The organism is Paenibacillus lautus NBRC 15380 (assembly GCF_004000945.1).
GTDB lineage: Bacteria > Bacillota > Bacilli > Paenibacillales > Paenibacillaceae > Paenibacillus_AQ > Paenibacillus_AQ lautus.
In genome coordinates, this window is the sequence record NZ_BIMF01000002.1 from 441875 (window position 1) to 459012 (window position 17138).

The window sequence follows — 17138 nt, forward strand, 5'->3', positions numbered from 1 at the left end:
CTGCTTTGTGCTAACAGCTTAAACTCTGACAGGATATCATTTATGAGAGGAGCGTCAATCCATGCGTTCATTGCTGGTTATCCACCATCCGGTCCCTGCTTCAGAGCGAAGCGACACAGATGCCAGGGCGCTTCTTCCGGAGTTTATCCTTCGTTCATATGGCTACAATGTCCACCTTGCCCGCAATGAGAAGCAAGCGCTGGCCGGAATCATGGAAGCAGACGGTACGGTTCTCCACCTCCCGGTTGCTGCAATCAAATCATGGTGCAGCACCCTCGAACAACAAAAGCGCGTTCCGGTTCTGTGGTGGTGCAGCGATCATGCCGCTTCGCAATCTCTCGAAGCATGTGAAGATGATGTTATAATTGATGGACTTTTATTTCCCACCATGAAGGAGCATGAGCTGCATTGGACGCTGCATTTTAGTTCCAAGCATTTTTACGAACGAGAGCAGTGGCATAATGAAAGAACGCAGCTTCTTGCCCGCATTGAAGAGCGAAAATGGATTGATATGGCCAAAGGCATTCTGTGCAAGATGAAAAATATTTCGGAATCCGAAGCATACGATGTCCTGCGCAAACAGGCGATGAATGAAAGAAAAAGAATGGTGGATGTCGCAACCTCGATCGTCAAGTTGTATCAATTGCTGCAGGAGACCGGTTCAGGAGGTGCAAAAAAATCATGATCCACTTATTAAAAGAAGTCGGCCGCGGCAAACGGGGTGCACGGGACCTGACTTACGAGGAAGCGCTGCAGGCTGCAGAATCGATTCTCGGATTGCAGGCAACCCCTGCACAGATCGGTGCCTTTTTCATTGCGGAACGCATCAAAATGGAAAGCGTGGAAGAATTGGAGGCATTCGTGAAGGTCGGCCGTGAATATGCGGACCGTTCATTTGTACATGAGGGTGTAGACTGCGCAGGACCTTATGATGGCAGAAAGTCCTCCTTTTTCTCTACGTTAGCCACTGCGTTTGTGCTGGCTGCTGCTGACCTGCCTGTCACTCTGCATGGGACCGCATCACTGCCCCCGAAGTGGGGGATCACATTGTCGGATATACTTGCGGAGAAGGGGATAACCGGACCGTTACTGGCAAAAGAATCATGCGTCCGCGCTGCCCAGCAATCGGGCGTATTATATGTACATGCTGAAGAGTGGTGTCCCCCGCTTAAGAATCTTCGCCCGATCCGGGAGGAGCTGGGTATGCGGACCGTGCTTAATACGGCCGAAAAGTTTGTGGATTACTCTCATTCCCCTTTCTTAACCTTCGGTGTATACCATAATACGGTCTTTGACCGTTTAAGCCGACTGATCATGAAACTCGGTTATCGGAAAGCGATCATCATTCAAGGCAGTGAAGGCTCGGATGAACTATTCATTCACCGGCCCACGCGGACTTACCGAGTTGAGAAGGGTGAAGCCAACCTCCAGATCATCGACCCGGAAGCGTACGGACTCGATACGCCCGTTCCGGACATAAGCTGGACCCCCTCCGAACAAGCTGACGTTACCGAGCAGGTTCTACAGGGTACGGGGGACATCGCTTTTATCTACCAGGTTCTGCTGAATGGAGCCGTTCGCTTACAGTTGGCGGATAAGGTCAGATCCGTCGAGGAAGGGATCTATACTTGCAAGGCTCTGCTGGACTCGGGTAAACCGTGGGAGTTATATAACAAGTGGCTCTCCTTGCTTTTAGAATCTGTCCCGAATGACGGCTGGACCTCACCCATCGTCAGACATGTTTCGTATTGAACAGAAGAAACCCGCACCGGGCAAGCGGTGCGGGTTTCATTTTCATCACCTATTAAACCCCAAATCCAAATCCGAACGCAGAAACGATGATGACCAAGAGAATAAAGAGAACCAGTACTGCTCCAACGGATCCATATCCTCCGCCACCGTATCCAGCAACTTCACCCATTGTTCCAACCTCCTTTACTTTTCCGAACACAACATCCTATGCTCGTGATATCAAAGAGCGTAGACTCTAGAGGAAAAAATAAAAACAGGCAGGAATTGTGTCAACATGAATCCGGATATTTTAAGACGAAGCCTTATTTCGCAATCATTTTCTTGGCATAGTTCAGCACATCCGATTTGGCGCTCTCCGCCCAAATGCTGTACCGAATCTGCTGCTCTTCATCGACCCAATCCAAGTGATCCCTTCCCTTGGAGTCGGCTGTGTAGACACATTCTACTCCGTTAATGACGATGCTTTCCTTTTTCTCGTTCGGTTTCTTCTGCGGCACAGGCGTTCCGCCCATTGGCTGTTCAGGAACAATATAACTCGCAACAACTTGAAGCTTTACTTTTCCCTTATCAAAATTCAGGATCGCCCCGGATGCTTCATTCGACTTCATGATGTCGGAGTAAACGAACTTCTCGCCGTTAGTGGCCTTCGTCTTCAATTCCTGGTCCAGCTTCTCGTACAAGCTCGACGTTCTATCAGGGCTCTTTAAGTATAAAGACGCGTTCTGAAATGAATAACTCTTCGGCAAGTCAGCAGGCTTGGTTAGCGTTGGAGCGTTCATTGCCTTCGCCTTCGCCACATAGTCCGTATACTTAGTATAACCGAAGCCTTTAGACGTAAAGTGGATTTGATCTGTCCGATTATATTCCTGGTCCGCAACATAGTAGGCAACCATCTGTCCTGCCTTAAGTTTGTTACTCAACTCCTTGATATGATCATCAAACGAAACGGAGGTCTTCTCCGGTTTGGCAGTAGAAACCGCTACCTTCGTCTGCGGAACAGACGTGCTTGCACTGCTTGCTGCGTAAACATTCGCGGATCCAACCATCATCGTTGCTGCTAGAAATAAAGCAACCTTCATCTTGTTTTTCATCATGGTAAAATTCGTGCTCCTTTCGGCGGCAAGGCCTTTTGAAATAGTGTTGAATTACATCTCATATAACAACTTGCCGTCCCCAAAAGGGACATTTATCCAAAAAAAGCAGAAATCGTTTTATTCCGAAATAAGACCGGCTGCAATCTTCGCAAACTCATCCTTGGACAGTGGATCCTTTGGATCGTCCATAATCAAATACAGCACCTCTTCACTATCGCTAAGCCATGTTAATTTGCGCGATGAGTTTGTTGGGCTGGCTGACAAAATCATTTCTTTCCCATTAATCGTTAGTTTTACGGCTTGGTTTGTTGGCACCCCAGCTTTTGAACCTTTCTTTCGGGCAAAAGCCAGAATCGTGATCCGATTTTCACCTTTACGATATTCCATTCCCGTAGAAGCAATCTCGAACCAAGGAACAACCTTATAGAACAGTCCCTGTTCCTCATCCGACTTTCCAGCCTGCTCTTTGAGTTCATTCAGAAGACTTTCATACTCCGGTGTTCCCCATACGGGTTCGTTTCTAATTTGAATCCGTCCAAAATCAAATCGATACCCTTCGGGAACATAATCAGGTTCTCGAAGTAAGGGGGCACTCTTCTCTTCGATTTCTTTTGCGAGTTCTTGATAATTCGGATGCTTTGTCGCCATATAAACATAGTTCAGTGGATATTTTTTGGTGGATGAAGTTAGATGCTGGTCCTTGATATAATATACCGCCTGTTCACCCGGCTTTAACCTCTTGCTCAGCTCTTCTACCGTCTCTTTTCTTCGTTTAGCGTTATATTCCGATTCGGAATATTTCCATGGCTTCATGGTAGACAGAATGACTTCGCCTTCCTTGTTCTTGATCTGAATCAAATATTGACTTGCGTAAACACTAAGGGACGAAAGAATCAAAATCGCAGTAAGCATCGCAATAATTAAGGTTTTCTTACGATTCCCGTCATTTCTCCCGTGTTTCTTCCGATGAATTTGACGCACCTTTTGCATGATGGCGGGGGTCACGTCCACCTCTTCTTCCACGGAGTGCAATTCCATGCTTCTCAGAATTCGATCTTGCTCCGGCTGTCCCGAATCTCGCATAACCCCGTCCCCTCCTTCTCCTGGATCAGCTTGATGACTTTCTGTTTCATTCGAGCATACTTTTTCTTCACAGCACTAAGATTCTTATCCAGAATCTGTGCGATCTCCGTGAACGGTTTATCTTCGAACACCCGCAGCACGAGCAGATTCCGCTCTTCCACCGAGAGCTTCGTCATGGCATATTCCAGCGGTTCGCTGAACCACCGGCGCTCCAGCGACTGTTCCACGCTATCAGCATGCCCTGTCGATCGAATGAGTCGGCTCACTCGCATGCGAACTTGTCTCTTGCGAAGCAGATTGAGACAATGATGATAGGCAATCTTGTATAACCATGATGAGAACGAAACCTTGACTTCATAGGTATGAAGCTTGGTGAACGCTTTGATGAAGATATCCTGGACGGCATCCTGCGCGTCCTGCTTGCAGCCGAGCATCCGGCAGCAATATATGTAGATTGGTTTTTTGTACGTTTCAACGATAGGCTCGAAACCATCCACCTCACCGGCCTTAACGCGCCTCACGCACTCCTCTATCGAATCCAATTCGAAGACGCACCTCCGCGTAAATCTTATTTACGTTTGTATAACACCTCTTCTTTAAAAAAAGGGACACCTGTAACATAAATAAAAAACAACTCATACCTCAAGTATGAATTGTTTTGAAATATTGTCGATCTTTTCTTTGGATTTGCTTATCCCACAATTCACTTATATACCTGAGGGCATATACTCCTGCCATAAAATATATTTTTAATTATATATCTTATCATCTAAGATAAAATCATAGAAACCAATTGATAAGGATTAAGAGGTATCGGCCCATAGTGCAGTACAAATAAAAGGAGGTTATACGTAATGCCCAACATCCAGGAAAATCACAAGGTACTAGAGGAGCAGGAAGATCGCATCATTAGACAAACGATTGCCGATATGGAATCTGCATTTAATCAACATGATGCCGATGCTTTGGATCGTCACTTCACGCAAGACTCCACTTGGGTCAATGTCATGGGGGAGATGCTCTCAGGCTGGGAGCAAATAAATAACACACATAAAGTGGTTTTAAAGGGGCCGCTTCTTCATTCTTACGCAAAGTATTTCGTTGAGAAACTTGTATTCTTACGCTAGGATGTGGCCATCGCGCATATACGACAGTATCCGGCTACATCGAAGGGGGAAATCATCGTAGACGGGCAAGGAAGCCTGGCAATCTATGTGATGGTCAAGGACCAAGACACATGGCTCCTTGCTGCGGGTCAAAATACTTTAATCCAATCGCACCCAAAAGGATAATCACAATAAGATTGAATCTATCACCCAAGCCGTTTAAACATCATTTCCTATATTAAAACCCAGGTTCTCGATCATAAGATCGGGAACCTGGGTTCATTGAGTTCATCTATTGGTTCATACGGTTTTGAACGGTTAAACGGTGCAATTTCTTAACTTCGTGGAAACCGTTTTTTTCTGGCGATAAGCAGTCCACCCGCAATCATGACAACCGCCGCGCCGACCCAGATCCACGGATTCGTACCCGCTTCTTCCGCTGCAACCACATCGGCTTCAACCGCATTCGCTCCATAGAGAATCGCTTGCTCTCCTTCCACCACCTGAACGATATCACGTCCAAACTTCTCATAAAGGAATTCTGCATGCTGTTCATTGTATGGTGTAATGCCAACCTCAACCTTATCACCAACCACCCCCGTGTGAGTCACAATAAAACCCTGTGCGGAAAGCTCTTCTTGACCTGCACCGGCAACATATTCGTCAATCTCCGCTTGTTTGTTAGTCAGACGATCTTCCGCCGCGGAAGCCAAGTGCAAGGATGTTGATACCGCGCTATCCGGCGCAGCCAAGGCAGAACCAGCCCCAAATACGAGCAAAGCGCTCCCCAACAGCAGTATCTTGCCCCAATGCTTCATATTTACCTTTTTCATATCTCATTACCTCCTGGTTTTTCTGTATGATCGATTATGGATCTGGATTCATAACCGGTTCCATAGACCGGGCAATTTGAAGAGCTTCCTCTTGGCTCACAAGACCTGAGATCATAAAGTGAATATGATCTGTGTACCAATGGAGCTGAACATTAGGAACCATCCCTCCGTTGTCTTGAATCGGCTCGCCTCTGATTAAATAGCCTTCGACACCGTTCAAGTCCACTTTTTCATCGAAATGCTGGGACATATTCACTTTGTCTTCTTTGTTTACAAACAAACCGAATGAACGGTCGCCTGCTGTGTAACTGAATACCGCTTCTGTAGCTGCCTCTTCTTTCGGACCTGTTACCGAAATTTGATGAAGGGAGAAGCCCTTCGGAAGATAGGAGGGAATACGAAGCTTATCACCAAAGGCTTGCCCTGCCTCATCATAGCTGCCGAGAATTCGCGGTTCGTTATTCGAAATACCCGGCGGATTATCGATCGGGGCATCAGGACCAGGATCGTTTAGGACCACAGGGGGCTCCAGTACTACAGTAGGCGATTCCGGAGATTTAATGAAGTTAGGCTCAGCGAAAATGAGGAATAATCCGATGAGCGCAGCAGCGACTGCTGTTCCGGTGAACCATGGATACCATCTTTTTCTCGTTCTTCGCTCCTGATTCTCCAACTGCTTTCGTTCTCGCTCTACAAGCTGCTTCACCTTCACTTGCATATTTGTATCGAAGTGAAGGTTTTCAAACAGGAGGTCATCCGCTTCATTTTTTATAAGGTCACGAAGTTGGTCGTCCTGGGATGTCATTGTGCGAGTCCCTCCTTTGCCAGGTATTCGCCAAGAAGCTCTCTTGCCCGGTGAAGCCTCCCGCGAACGGTCCCTTCCGGTGCTCCGGTAGCTTCCGCGATTTCACGAGTTCCCAGGTCAAGATAGTAATACAAGTAAATAACCTCATGATAATGAACCGGCAGTTTGGCAATATATTTAAGAATGGTTGTTTGATCTAGGCGCTCCATGGCTTCCTCCTCCACACTGCGGAGTACGGAGCTTTCCAGCAGCAGCGGGTCCGTCGGTTGCTCTTGTGTCATTTTTAAACCCAGTTTATCCCGGCATGCATTAATTGCAATCTTCGTCAGCCACGTCTTCACACTGCTCTCCCCCCGGAATGATGTCCAATGGCGAAAAGCCCGCAGGAACACCTCCTGGCTAACATCCTCCGCTAAATGTCGATCACCCAGGTAGAAGTAGGCTGTACGCAGTATGGAGGTGCCATACTCGTTCATGAATTGCTCCAGCGACAGGGAGGGCTCAGACGGAAATCTTGATTTGTCGTTAGGGCCGGCCGGCCTTGCCATCTGTTGACCACCTCCATACTCTTTAGACGGCTTAACTCACCATTCCGCTACATCAAAAGCAAAATAAAAGTTCTGAAGAATGCCTGACAAGGTAACAAAAAAACAACCGATCGCAATCGACCGGTTGGACTTTCCCGCTTGCTATTATTTCAATGACGCCACTGTCCCATCCATCTCAGTAAAGTATCTGATTTTCTATGCCAGCGATGAGTTAAACTGAAAGATCAGCTTCTCATTATCGTCCCTCGTCGCAACCAACTCTTTTACGCATGATTCCGGCACATAGTTTTGCAGCGTCTTCCTCCAGAACGTCTGAGCCCGCTTATTGCGATCCGTGGCATTCGTCTGAACTTCCCAGCTGCCGGCATGCTTGTCGAACACTTGTGATGCAGCATTCTCCGCAACATGTTTACCACGGAAAGGTTTCATAACAAAAAACTCATTCATATAATAATCACTGCCAAAGGTGTGTGGCGGGGTTGCCACCAGAGCAAATCCTGCCGGGAGGCCATCCACTCGAATCAGATAAGGAAACAAAATCGAGGGCTTCTCCCACCATATATCAAAAACTTGGATCTGGTCATTCAAGGTTCTTGTGTCATCATCCTCATAGATGCCATAACGATTCGGCTTCCATCCCCATATCCCTGATAAATCATGCAAATACAGCGGATATATATTATTAATGATAAATTTGGTGGAAGTGTCGGTTAACTCCACGGTAACTTTCATATGTTTTCCTCCGTCCTAGACACTTCCTTAGGGTCATGCCCGCTATGTATTTCTCTGGCCAGCCTAAACTCCGCGATACCGTAAGCTCTCCAGCCGTAACCGTATTAATTGAGTTGGATATGTAACCCTACCGCTTGCTTAGACAGAAGCGAGTAAGTGACAGGAAATAAACTCAAACCAAATCCCTCCTTGCACTCAAGGGTATCATCCTCAATAAACGCTTACATATAGGCTGTATGATTATAATTATTTTTTATATAAACCGCGGTACGCCGTAATCACAAAAAAAAGCAGCAAGCTCTGTCTTCTTTCGGACAGGCTCACTGCTTAAAATCCATTTAGTCTTTGATCATGCTTTCCTTGTAAATCCCATAAGCTCTTTCACATGCAGGGTATTTTCCAAGGATGTCAGTTTTTCCAGTAAAGTGAATGCCACATCAAAAGCCGTTGCCGGGTTACATGAAGTGATCAGGTTCCCATCAACAACGATCTGTTGTTCCATGACATGGGCACCGAATTCTCGCAGCTGCGATTTTCTGATGCTGGTTGGGTGATCATAAGTTGTGGCTTTTCGTCCCTCCAATACGCCGGCTTTGCCAAGCGTAAGGGCTGCAACGCAAATCGTAGCAATCCACTTGCCCTGCGCATGAAATTCCTGAATGATCTTGGAGAACCTGGAGTCGTATGCATCGTTATAAAAGCCCGCTTCCTCGAACCCGCCGGGAATCGCCAGCGCATCGTAATCGTCCACCTTAACCGAGTCCAGCGTGATCTCAGGAATAACGGTAAAGTTCCACGTGCATTTCAACCGGTCATGCAGTCCCGCGGTCACAACCAGGGTTGTCCCGTCCCCCTCCAGCTTGTTCCACCCCAGAACATCGGTAAACACACTCGCCTCCACAGCTTCAAATCCATCCGCCAACAGTAAAAGCACTTTCTTCATAAGCCATCCTCCCCCGTCCTTGTCACTCTATTATCATCTTAAGCGACATCCCGATCTTTCGGATTGTGTTCTATCATAACTACACTTATCTCTAAATTCAACTGAAAAACAAATGAATAACAAAAAGAAGCAGCCCGATGACTGCCTCTTTTATTCAATAACCTGCATATCTGAACGGATGCTGAATTAATGATTTAAATCATATAACCCAGGTGCGTGCTCGTTGGCCAGCTCAGGCATTACAGGTAACGGAAACCCTTCCGGAGGTTGAACCACTTGCAGCTCCCCGCCATTTCTGCTTGGTGTTTGACCGCTAAAAATCTCGCCGATTCGCGTATCATCCAGCCTGAAGTTGAACTGTGCGTTATGGAATCCCATATCTACGTATTTTTGGCATTCCGGATATTTATGGATGTCGTAATTCGGAACAGGGAATATCTTACCCCATTCAACGCCCAGCGTCTCCAGCGCTTTGGCAAACGCATTTTGATGTGCATTATCCCGGACAATCAGGAAAGCCAACGTCTCACGGAACGTTTTGTTTGTGCTCATCTCATAGATTCGCGTTTTTTGGAGCACTCCCGTTGATTCGAGCACTACGTTATCGAGCAAATTACTAACCAAATTTCCGTGATCGTACACGTAATTTCCCTGCCAAGGGTTTCCTGCGGCATCAACAGGCAAAGAACTTTGGGCTCCCATGATAAAGTGATGCGGATTCGCATGCTTGATCGCTTCATCGAGCGGGGCCTCGTCCATTCCGGAATTACCGGCGCCTTCTGCGCCAGCTCCGGTAAGCAGCTGGTTGATTGTATGTTGTACCAACTCGACATGGCTTATCTCTTCCAAGAAAATGCCACGGATCAAGTCGCGATATGGATGGCATTCCCTCGGAAATTGTTGCTCTGGAAGAAGAATTGCATCATCGTCCGCATTTCGCCAAATCGGCCGCCTAACGTTTCCTGCAACACCTTTGCACCTGCTGGATCAGGTTGATCCGGAACAATCAGATTGATCAGATCCTCTTTATAAAAATACATGTAATATCCTCCCGCTTCCTCAATATAGTCACGAATCCAGTTTGTGTTTACATTCCATCTTCCATGCACCTGCATCCGTCACAATGATTTCCTGAAAATTGCCAGAGGCCTATTCTGCTTACTTCGAAAGAATTAAACAACAATCTCTTGCACATAATGACTCTGTTTGAATAAATATTAAAGGAGCGAATAAGATTGGGAATTTTAAGCGGTAATCCTAAAAATGAGCCCATGCATTATGGGGAAATATTTAGCGTATGGTCAGCATCCATGTTGGCAAAAGGCATGGTATCCTGCTACGAGGCTTATTTGAATCATGCAGGCGATAAAGATCTCAAAAAAATCCTTAATGATCTGTTGGATCAAGCTAAACTCGAGATTAAAGAATGTGATGAATTGCTTACCGACAACGGAATCGCCCCTGCACCGGGACTTCCCGAAAGACCTCCGGTCAAACTCGAGGATATTCCGGCGGGCGCAAGATTCACGGATCCGGAAATAGCGGCCAAAATCGCTGCTGACACATCACTCGGATTGGTATCATGCAGTCAAACCATGGGACAATCCATCCGGGAAGATATCGGCGCGTTATTCGCTAAATATCATCTCACCAAGACGGCGCTGGGTGTGCGTATCCTTCAGATGAATAAGGAAAAAGGCTGGCTCATTCCGCCGCCGCTTCAACTCAAGAGACCTGAATGAGTATAGTGTAATCAATCAAAAAAAACACTCTGATCTGATGTAGCTCAGAGTGTTTTTTTGATTTAATCATATGTTCGCACATTGATCTTCTTCTTGCTAAGCCTGCTGCTTCTTAACAGGCTGATGATCTCGAAGGAGCCAAATGTGGAAGAAATATTCAAAGATTCCGGCTAACACCGTAATGAGAAGAATGACCGAAAATTCCAGGGTCCAGTTCGCCAATTCACTAATCATCCAGAGCATGACGAATACCAGACCTGCATCTGCGATGGTAGCGATCATATTATGGGTCCTAGGCAAGATTAATAGGTCACCTACCAGATAAGAAGCAACGCCTATCCCCAGGGTAGCAATATAATTTATAACCCAATTTTATCCTTTCAAACTTTTCCTTTTCTATCTGTCATACCAGCCCCTCATGAATAGAATGTAAGACTTGACTGAGAGGAGTGAAGCTGGATGCTACAGCTTCAATAATGAAGCCTTAATAACAATACGGGGTCATCCGTTTTAATTTTCCTTCTGGTTAGCGCCGTGAACTCAGCCCGCAGCAAGCGGTCTCTCAGTCGCTCAGACAGTTGGCACTTGAATCTGCTGAGACGCTGAACCTTTTCTATGCACAACAAAAAAAGAAGCGGCTTGGATGCTGCTTCCTTTTTTTGTTTTTAACTCATTCCCTGACCCCGATGATGATTCCAGGTTCCGGCGGGAGTTGTTGGGGCAACGGATTGTTTGCTGCCTGTTGCCTGCCAATGAGGAACATACCGAGAATGACCAGAATGCCGCCGCACCATTGCTCCCATCCTGCGGATTCTTTTAATACGATGACCGATAACAACAAAGCCGTGAAAGGCATCATACCGGAAAAAGCAGCAGCTGTTGATACATGGCAGCGCTTGATGCCGGCATACCACAGCATGAAGGCCACGGCCGTCACGATCGGTCCATACCAAACAAGCGCAAGCCATTCCTGCAATCCTATTGCTGCCAGTGAAGCCACCGGATTCTCGAACCATGCGGGTATCAAGCATAACATCAAGGCGATCACCGAGACCAGCGTCGTCTGGACCACAGGATGAATGGCTTTGTTTGGTGAAGACGTTCGCTGCATCGAACCGATGCGGGAAAGCAGATTAAAGCCGGATTCACTCCATGCAGCGCAGAGCACAAGCAGGTTACCGTACAGATGTTGTGCCTCGAATGCATGGCCCGGCGTGAGTACCCCTTGTATGATCATAATGCCTACCACCGTGGTAACAATGCCTACCAACTTATTCCCGTTCACCGATTCTCTCAGGAGCCCGAATGCCAGCATGACGGTAAAGGCGGGTGTAGCGCCTGTGAGAATTCCTGCTTCTGCCGTGCTGGTATGAAGAAGGCCTTGCAGCAGCAGCATCCGAAACAGAAACATCCCGAGTAACGCCTGAAAGAACAGAACCCCCCACTCTCGGAATGTTAACTGTCGAACCGTCTTCACCAGTTCCTTCCTACATAGAGGGAGCATACATAGCAGAGCCAATACCAAGCTGGCGGCTGTTATCGTAAATGTCCCTAACTTCCCGTTCAAAAACCATGCCGTGATGACAGAAGTCCCTGCAAGCGTGAAAGCTCCGCATAAATAAAGCATTCCTTTCCATCGTTCCAAAAAGATCACATCCCCCAGATATCACAGATCGATAGCGACTGAATCTATGCTACAATCATAGGGAAAATACTGGTATGGTTACAGAGCCAGTTAAGCGAAAATTTATGCAGACCAGTTGGAGGATGCTCTTATGTTGGGAATAATACTGCACCGTAGCAGCGAAGTATCGCTTAAACGACAAATTTATTCAGCCATAAGGGAGAGGATTGTTCAAGGAATCCTGCAGCCAGGAGAAGGCCTGCCCTCATCCCGTCAATTGGCGAGAGAACTCAAGGTATCTCGTAATACGGTTAATGAAGCGTTTGACATGTTGAGCGTCGAAGGCTACGTTATAAGCCAACAAGGGGCTCCTACACGGGTCGCTAAAGGCATTGCACTAGATATCCTGGCTAACGTTGAACCGCCGCCGCGGAAAGAAGCTCCTCCTGATTTCGCAGCAGATTTCCGCACGGGACAGCCTGAACTCCGGCTATTTCCACGGTACGCATGGCAGCAGATTTCAATGAAAACCCTTGGCGACATGAGCTCTGCTCTGCTAGGTTATACGGGACCTCAGGGCCTGCCCGCACTTCGAGAAGAAATCTCATTGTGGCTTTATCGTTGCAAAGGCCTTAAGGTATGCAGCCAGGATATATTTATAACGGCAGGTGCAACACATGCGCTGAATATCCTTGCCGAATTACTCTATCAGAATGATCAGGAAATTTGGTTTGAAGATCCCTGCAACATCGAGATGCTGCAGACGTTCATCAATAAAGGGTATCGAATCCATCATGTTCCCGTGGATGAACACGGGGTTCAGACCGATCACTTGACCGACAAGCCTGGATGTCCCGTTTATGTTACACCCTCTCACCAATTTCCGCTTGGAGGCATTCTGCCGGCCGATCGGCGTGCTGCGCTCATCCGCTACGCCAGAAAAAACGGCAGCTATATCATCGAGGACGATTATGACAGCGAGTTCCGATATAGCGGAGATTCGGTCGCACCTTTATATGACATGGATCCCGATAGGGTCATTTATGTTGGCACATTCAGCAAAGTTCTGTTCCCGGCGCTTCGGATCGGGTATGCGATTGTGCCCCGTAAGCTTCAACAGCGCTGGGGGCATTTGCGTACCCATACGGATGTACAGAATCCCCCATTTGAGCAAGCTGCCTTAGCCGAGTTTTTACGCACCCGGAAATTTGACAGGCATATCGGGAAAATGCGAAAGATCTACGGCGAACGGAGGCAGGTCCTGTTATCTTCGCTACATGAGCTTTTCGGAGATACTTGGCGTTCCTGGGGGGATGCAGCCGGTCTGCATCTCGCTGTTGAATTTCCCGGGGGGATCTTTGACGAGGCTTTCAGGCTGAGGACCCGGCAGAATCGGATACGCATCACGCCGCTGGACTACCATTGTATTCAAAAAGGGATCCATGCTAACAAGTTATTGTTCGGCTACGGTCACCTGGAGGCGGGCGAAATCCGCGACGGAATATCCCTGCTGCATGCTTATTTGAAGGATCAAGGGTACTTATAACATCTTCAAGTTTCTTCATGCTTCCATCCAAACAGTGAAGGCTGCCATCAGGCAGCCTTTTTTTATGCTTCGTCACCGTACTCCATGCATCCCATTCCTATTTAATCTTTATTGCAGCCTCCGTGCTCGCCAGCCGTTTCGCAGCTTCTTCGGCTTCCAGAAAGGCCTGTTCCAGAATTTGATTTCGATCCAGAATCGCATTTCCCTGTGCCCGAATGATCTGATAATCCATTACTCCCATAAAATTAAACATGGACTTAAGGTATTTATGCGAGTACTCCACCTCGGCATACCAGTCATGATTCGTGTAAATGGCATCACTAGCCTGAATGACCAGCAGACTGCGGCCATCGGTTAGCAAGCCTTCCGAGCCGTTCTTTGTATATTGGAATGTCTCACGCGCAATGAGGATGTTATCGATATAATCTTTAAGCTTGGAAGGAACGTTGAAGTTGTGCATCGGCATTACGATGACATACTTTCGTGCCGCCTTAAATTGCTGCAGAATTACGGACATACGGTCCGTTATCTGTTGCTCTTCTTCGTTAAGGGGCTCTCCCTTTCCCTGTTTGCTCCATGTCTCCAGAACCATATGGTCTATGGCAGGTATAGAATCACGGTATAGATCGATTTGTTTTATAGCTCCTGCTGGGTTCCATTTCGAGTACGCCTCCAAAAAATGCTGAAGCACCCGCAAGCTGACCGATGTCGCTGCCTCCACCTTGGGATGCGCATTAATAATGAGCATGTTCTCCATCATAAATCTCTCCTTTTTCATCTATTTCATAATGTAGACAAAGAAGGCGATCCAATTGTGACATCTACCGTGATTTTATGCATAAATCAAAGGCTGCAATGGAAATGATATCTAAGAGAATGTATGGCAGGGGAGTGAATGTATGGATCTCAAAGAAAGCCTGGCTGAGTATTTCAAAGCGAATGCTGATTTTTTCAATGTTGAAATTCAATTGCTGCAATATCAAGTTCAAGTGATCGGTTTAGATTCTTTAGTTGATCTTCCCCAGAGTATCGCTTCACTGCAAATCCAAACCTCAAATATGATTGAAAATTCCCTGTCGCCCGCTTCTCTGCTTAAAAATCTAGGCGAACTTGTCGAACCCAAACTGGAAGCGGTTATTCCTGACATCATGAAGGGCAACCTGATCATCCTGGAACCCTTGTCGGGAACTTGCAGCGCCGTCCTTCCGATATCGAAAAGCGTCACCCGTTCTGTCTCATCGCCAGAAACGGAAAATACGTTATACGGCTCCAGCAGCGCTTTTCTGGAAGATATCAATACGAACATCGGCATTCTTCGAAAACATTGCACCGGGTCCTCCTTGCAAGTCGAAACGTACACCGTCGGGAAGAGTCATCCCAAATCGTTATTGTTGATCTATCAGGATGACCGGATCGAACCACGGTTATTGCAATCCATTCAAGCGAAAATCAAGGAGGGTCTGGATCAGGAAGTTCATCATATCCAGCAGCTCGAGAACATGCTGGGTGTAAACACGTGGTCGTTCGTAACTAACTTCAACATGACGGAATTACCGCAAAATGCGGCCCACTCCCTTCAGCAGGGCAAGGTTGTGTTAATGATCGACCGCTATCCGTTCGCGATCATTTTACCTAGCCTCGTGATGGATATGTTCTGTTTGAAGGATGACCATAACTATCCTCTCCCCTTCATGTACCTGATCAGAGTCCTGAGAATCATAGGCGTCTTAATCGCTACGATAATTCCCGGACTTTATGTTGCATTGGTGTCCGTCAACCCTGAGGTTCTGAGGCTTCAGCTGGCCTTATCGATTGCAAACAGCCGGCAGGATGTCCCTTATCCCGCCTTTGTCGAGACGCTCTTGCTCCTCATCGTCCTGGAGCTCATCCTTGAGGCGAGCGTCCGTCTTCCAAAAAGCGTAGGACCCACCATTACGATGGTTGGCGGTATCATCTTAGGTCAAGCCGCTGTATCCGCCAAACTCGTCAGCAACCTGTTGATTATCGTTCTGGCGGGTACAACTATTGCCTCTTCTACGGTTGTAGGATTTCAGAATTCTGTAGCTATACGAGGATTCAAGTATCTGTTGATTATTCTATCCGCTATCTATGGCATGCTGGGGCTCCTTGCTGGAATCGTTGTCATCTGTGCCTATATGGGCCATCAGAAAAGCATGGGGATTCCTTATTTATCATTACCTACATTAAATCAGAAGGATGAGCAAAATGGATAAGAGTGGTTATCAAGCAACCATCCTGTACGTGGTTTGTCATATGGGGCTTATCTTTTTTCTCTATCCCTCCGATTTGTTTGCAGGCATGGAAATGGGGCACTGGATCGGAATTTCCATAAGCTATGCGCTACATGCAGCTGCCCTCTACATGTATATGAAAGGCCTGCAATGGGCCGCCCAGAGGAATGTCATGAATGTCGTGGATATATTCCGCAGCGCTGGTAAATATCTCGCATGGATCTTTTTGCTTCCCGCCTTCTTTTACTTCGGCATCGCTATTATCATAACGCTTAGGGCCTATTCCGAGATGTTAACCTTGGTCTTTTTATCAACCACGCCGCTGTGGGCGATCCAGTTGTTATTGATTGCTATTGCTTTCCTCATGGCTTGGCAAGGAATGGCCAGCATGGCCCGAACCAGCGTCCTGCTGGTCATCCTGTTCACATTCCCCATCATTTTTGTTCTCTGCTTTAGCTTTCAAAATGTGGATTGGTATTATTTGCTCCCGATCATAGACTCTGAACAATCGCTTCATTTTCTTGCGAGACCCGATTTTCTAGTCAGTTTATTCGTATATGCAGGGGGCTTCTTTTTCCTGGGGCTGTTACCGACATCCATACATATTAGCATCAAGAAAATGATCCTGGGCTGCCTTCTGCTGCTCCCCATGTTCTTGTTATCGGTATATTTGCCGCTTCTGACCTTTGGGCAAGCCACGGCCGAGTTATATCAATTTCCCATGCTAATGACCATAGACACCGTGAATATCACCTGGCTGTTGTTCGATCGGGTCACAACTTTTTTCTTATTGAGTCTGATGGCGTTTGCGCTGCTGTACTTGGGAGTGACATTATGGGTTCTCGTTACGCTTACCAAGCGGGCCGTCCCAAAGATTCCCAATATCTATCTATTGATTGCTCTGACCGCCGGTTTGTTTGCCATATCCTTGGCCATCCCCAACTGGGATTTCCTTAAGAAGCTGCAGGTGTGGATTATTCCTCTGCGAATGTATATTTTCCTGGTGCTTCCGCTGATCACGTTTATCATCGGATGGCGGCACAAGCATAAAGCAAACCGTGCAACGGAGGTAACATAA

At 47.0% G+C, this 17138-nt stretch carries 19 protein-coding genes and 1 pseudogene; 7 read left to right on the forward strand and 13 right to left on the reverse strand.

Annotated features, from left to right (window positions below; genetic code table 11):
• Positions 1–61 precede the first annotated feature (61 nt).
• Complete coding sequence (locus PLA01S_RS05320; RefSeq protein WP_127590503.1) at positions 62–685, forward strand: ANTAR domain-containing response regulator; 624 nt, start codon at positions 62–64, stop codon at positions 683–685.
• Positions 682–1752 (forward strand): anthranilate phosphoribosyltransferase, encoded by a 1071-nt coding sequence (locus tag PLA01S_RS05325; RefSeq protein ID WP_127590505.1) that lies wholly within the window; start codon positions 682–684, stop codon positions 1750–1752. The genes PLA01S_RS05320 and PLA01S_RS05325 overlap by 4 nt, the downstream gene beginning before the upstream one ends.
• Positions 1753–1804: 52 nt before the next feature.
• Here the strand turns inward: PLA01S_RS05325 and PLA01S_RS32265 are convergent, their stop codons facing one another.
• The 4 genes from PLA01S_RS32265 to PLA01S_RS05340 form a co-directional block, all read right to left on the reverse strand.
• Positions 1805–1921, reverse strand: a complete 117-nt coding sequence (locus PLA01S_RS32265) for a YjcZ family sporulation protein (protein ID WP_218033639.1) — start codon at positions 1919–1921, stop codon at positions 1805–1807.
• Between the two features lie 133 nt (positions 1922–2054).
• A complete protein-coding gene (locus tag PLA01S_RS05330; protein WP_127590507.1) occupies positions 2055–2846 on the reverse strand; it encodes a hypothetical protein in 792 nt (263 codons plus the stop codon).
• Positions 2847–2963: 117 nt separating this feature from the next.
• Complete coding sequence (locus PLA01S_RS05335; protein ID WP_246059342.1) at positions 2964–3929, reverse strand: superinfection exclusion B family protein; 966 nt, start codon at positions 3927–3929, stop codon at positions 2964–2966.
• Positions 3890–4471, reverse strand: a complete 582-nt coding sequence (locus PLA01S_RS05340; protein ID WP_127590509.1) for an RNA polymerase sigma factor — start codon at positions 4469–4471, stop codon at positions 3890–3892. Before PLA01S_RS05340 ends, PLA01S_RS05335 begins: the two co-directional genes overlap by 40 nt.
• 312 nt (positions 4472–4783) lie before the next feature.
• Between PLA01S_RS05340 and PLA01S_RS32435 the strand changes: the two genes are divergently transcribed.
• A complete protein-coding gene (locus PLA01S_RS32435) occupies positions 4784–5056 on the forward strand; it encodes a YybH family protein (RefSeq protein ID WP_246059344.1) in 273 nt (90 codons plus the stop codon).
• 314 nt (positions 5057–5370) lie between these two features.
• On the opposite strand, the gene PLA01S_RS05350 is transcribed toward PLA01S_RS32435, so the two are convergent.
• The 6 genes and pseudogenes from PLA01S_RS05350 to PLA01S_RS05375 all read right to left on the reverse strand — a co-directional run bounded on the left by PLA01S_RS05350 (position 5371) and on the right by PLA01S_RS05375 (position 9936).
• Positions 5371–5868 carry an LPXTG cell wall anchor domain-containing protein gene (locus PLA01S_RS05350; protein ID WP_127590510.1) on the reverse strand — a complete coding sequence of 166 codons (498 nt, stop codon included), beginning with the start codon at positions 5866–5868 and terminating at the stop codon, positions 5371–5373.
• A gap of 34 nt (positions 5869–5902) precedes the next feature.
• Positions 5903–6673, reverse strand: coding sequence for a DUF4367 domain-containing protein (locus tag PLA01S_RS05355; protein WP_127590512.1), 771 nt, complete (start codon positions 6671–6673; stop codon positions 5903–5905).
• A complete protein-coding gene (locus PLA01S_RS05360) occupies positions 6670–7221 on the reverse strand; it encodes a sigma-70 family RNA polymerase sigma factor (protein ID WP_127590514.1) in 552 nt (183 codons plus the stop codon). Before PLA01S_RS05360 ends, PLA01S_RS05355 begins: the two co-directional genes overlap by 4 nt.
• 195 nt (positions 7222–7416) lie before the next feature.
• Positions 7417–7953 carry a GNAT family N-acetyltransferase gene (locus PLA01S_RS05365; RefSeq protein ID WP_127590516.1) on the reverse strand — a complete coding sequence of 179 codons (537 nt, stop codon included), beginning with the start codon at positions 7951–7953 and terminating at the stop codon, positions 7417–7419.
• A gap of 349 nt (positions 7954–8302) precedes the next feature.
• On the reverse strand, positions 8303–8896 hold the full coding sequence (locus tag PLA01S_RS05370) for a DJ-1/PfpI family protein (RefSeq protein ID WP_127590517.1): 594 nt from the start codon (positions 8894–8896) through the stop codon (positions 8303–8305).
• 186 nt (positions 8897–9082) lie between these two features.
• A pseudogene (locus PLA01S_RS05375) lies at positions 9083–9936 on the reverse strand (manganese catalase family protein).
• A 195-nt stretch (positions 9937–10131) separates the two neighbouring features.
• On the opposite strand from PLA01S_RS05375, the gene PLA01S_RS05380 reads away from it, so the two are divergent.
• Complete coding sequence (locus tag PLA01S_RS05380; RefSeq protein WP_127590519.1) at positions 10132–10638, forward strand: DUF3231 family protein; 507 nt, start codon at positions 10132–10134, stop codon at positions 10636–10638.
• A gap of 96 nt (positions 10639–10734) precedes the next feature.
• On the opposite strand, the gene PLA01S_RS05385 is transcribed toward PLA01S_RS05380, so the two are convergent.
• A complete protein-coding gene (locus PLA01S_RS05385; protein WP_127590521.1) occupies positions 10735–11001 on the reverse strand; it encodes a DUF2512 family protein in 267 nt (88 codons plus the stop codon).
• Between the two features lie 307 nt (positions 11002–11308).
• Positions 11309–12292 (reverse strand): DMT family transporter, encoded by a 984-nt coding sequence (locus tag PLA01S_RS05390; RefSeq protein ID WP_127590523.1) that lies wholly within the window; start codon positions 12290–12292, stop codon positions 11309–11311.
• Between the two features lie 121 nt (positions 12293–12413).
• Here PLA01S_RS05390 and pdxR point away from each other — a divergent pair, with 121 nt between their 5' ends.
• Positions 12414–13808, forward strand: coding sequence for a MocR-like pyridoxine biosynthesis transcription factor PdxR (pdxR, locus tag PLA01S_RS05395; protein ID WP_127590525.1), 1395 nt, complete (start codon positions 12414–12416; stop codon positions 13806–13808).
• Between the two features lie 97 nt (positions 13809–13905).
• Here the strand turns inward: pdxR and PLA01S_RS05400 are convergent, their stop codons facing one another.
• Positions 13906–14565: an FMN-dependent NADH-azoreductase gene (locus PLA01S_RS05400; protein ID WP_127591076.1), complete on the reverse strand. Its 660-nt coding sequence runs from the start codon at positions 14563–14565 to the stop codon at positions 13906–13908.
• 142 nt (positions 14566–14707) lie between these two features.
• On the opposite strand from PLA01S_RS05400, the gene PLA01S_RS05405 reads away from it, so the two are divergent.
• Positions 14708–16042, forward strand: coding sequence for a spore germination protein (locus tag PLA01S_RS05405; RefSeq protein ID WP_127590527.1), 1335 nt, complete (start codon positions 14708–14710; stop codon positions 16040–16042).
• Entirely contained in the window at positions 16035–17138 is a 1104-nt protein-coding gene (locus PLA01S_RS05410) for a GerAB/ArcD/ProY family transporter (RefSeq protein WP_127590529.1), read from the forward strand. The genes PLA01S_RS05405 and PLA01S_RS05410 overlap by 8 nt, the downstream gene beginning before the upstream one ends.

Coding starts and splice junctions, on each gene's coding strand:
- PLA01S_RS05320 (WP_127590503.1), top strand. CDS start 62: ATGCGTTCATTGCTGGTTATCCACCATCCGGTCCCTGCTTCAGAGCGA.
- PLA01S_RS05325 (WP_127590505.1), top strand. CDS start 682: ATGATCCACTTATTAAAAGAAGTCGGCCGCGGCAAACGGGGTGCACGG.
- PLA01S_RS32265 (WP_218033639.1), bottom strand. CDS start 1,921: ATGGGTGAAGTTGCTGGATACGGTGGCGGAGGATATGGATCCGTTGGA.
- PLA01S_RS05330 (WP_127590507.1), bottom strand. CDS start 2,846: ATGATGAAAAACAAGATGAAGGTTGCTTTATTTCTAGCAGCAACGATG.
- PLA01S_RS05335 (WP_246059342.1), bottom strand. CDS start 3,929: ATGCGAGATTCGGGACAGCCGGAGCAAGATCGAATTCTGAGAAGCATG.
- PLA01S_RS32435 (WP_246059344.1), top strand. CDS start 4,784: ATGCCCAACATCCAGGAAAATCACAAGGTACTAGAGGAGCAGGAAGAT.
- PLA01S_RS05350 (WP_127590510.1), bottom strand. CDS start 5,868: ATGAAAAAGGTAAATATGAAGCATTGGGGCAAGATACTGCTGTTGGGG.
- PLA01S_RS05355 (WP_127590512.1), bottom strand. CDS start 6,673: ATGACATCCCAGGACGACCAACTTCGTGACCTTATAAAAAATGAAGCG.
- PLA01S_RS05360 (WP_127590514.1), bottom strand. CDS start 7,221: ATGGCAAGGCCGGCCGGCCCTAACGACAAATCAAGATTTCCGTCTGAG.
- PLA01S_RS05365 (WP_127590516.1), bottom strand. CDS start 7,953: ATGAAAGTTACCGTGGAGTTAACCGACACTTCCACCAAATTTATCATT.
- PLA01S_RS05370 (WP_127590517.1), bottom strand. CDS start 8,896: ATGAAGAAAGTGCTTTTACTGTTGGCGGATGGATTTGAAGCTGTGGAG.
- pdxR (WP_127590525.1), top strand. CDS start 12,414: ATGTTGGGAATAATACTGCACCGTAGCAGCGAAGTATCGCTTAAACGA.
- PLA01S_RS05400 (WP_127591076.1), bottom strand. CDS start 14,565: ATGGAGAACATGCTCATTATTAATGCGCATCCCAAGGTGGAGGCAGCG.
- PLA01S_RS05405 (WP_127590527.1), top strand. CDS start 14,708: ATGGATCTCAAAGAAAGCCTGGCTGAGTATTTCAAAGCGAATGCTGAT.
- PLA01S_RS05410 (WP_127590529.1), top strand. CDS start 16,035: ATGGATAAGAGTGGTTATCAAGCAACCATCCTGTACGTGGTTTGTCAT.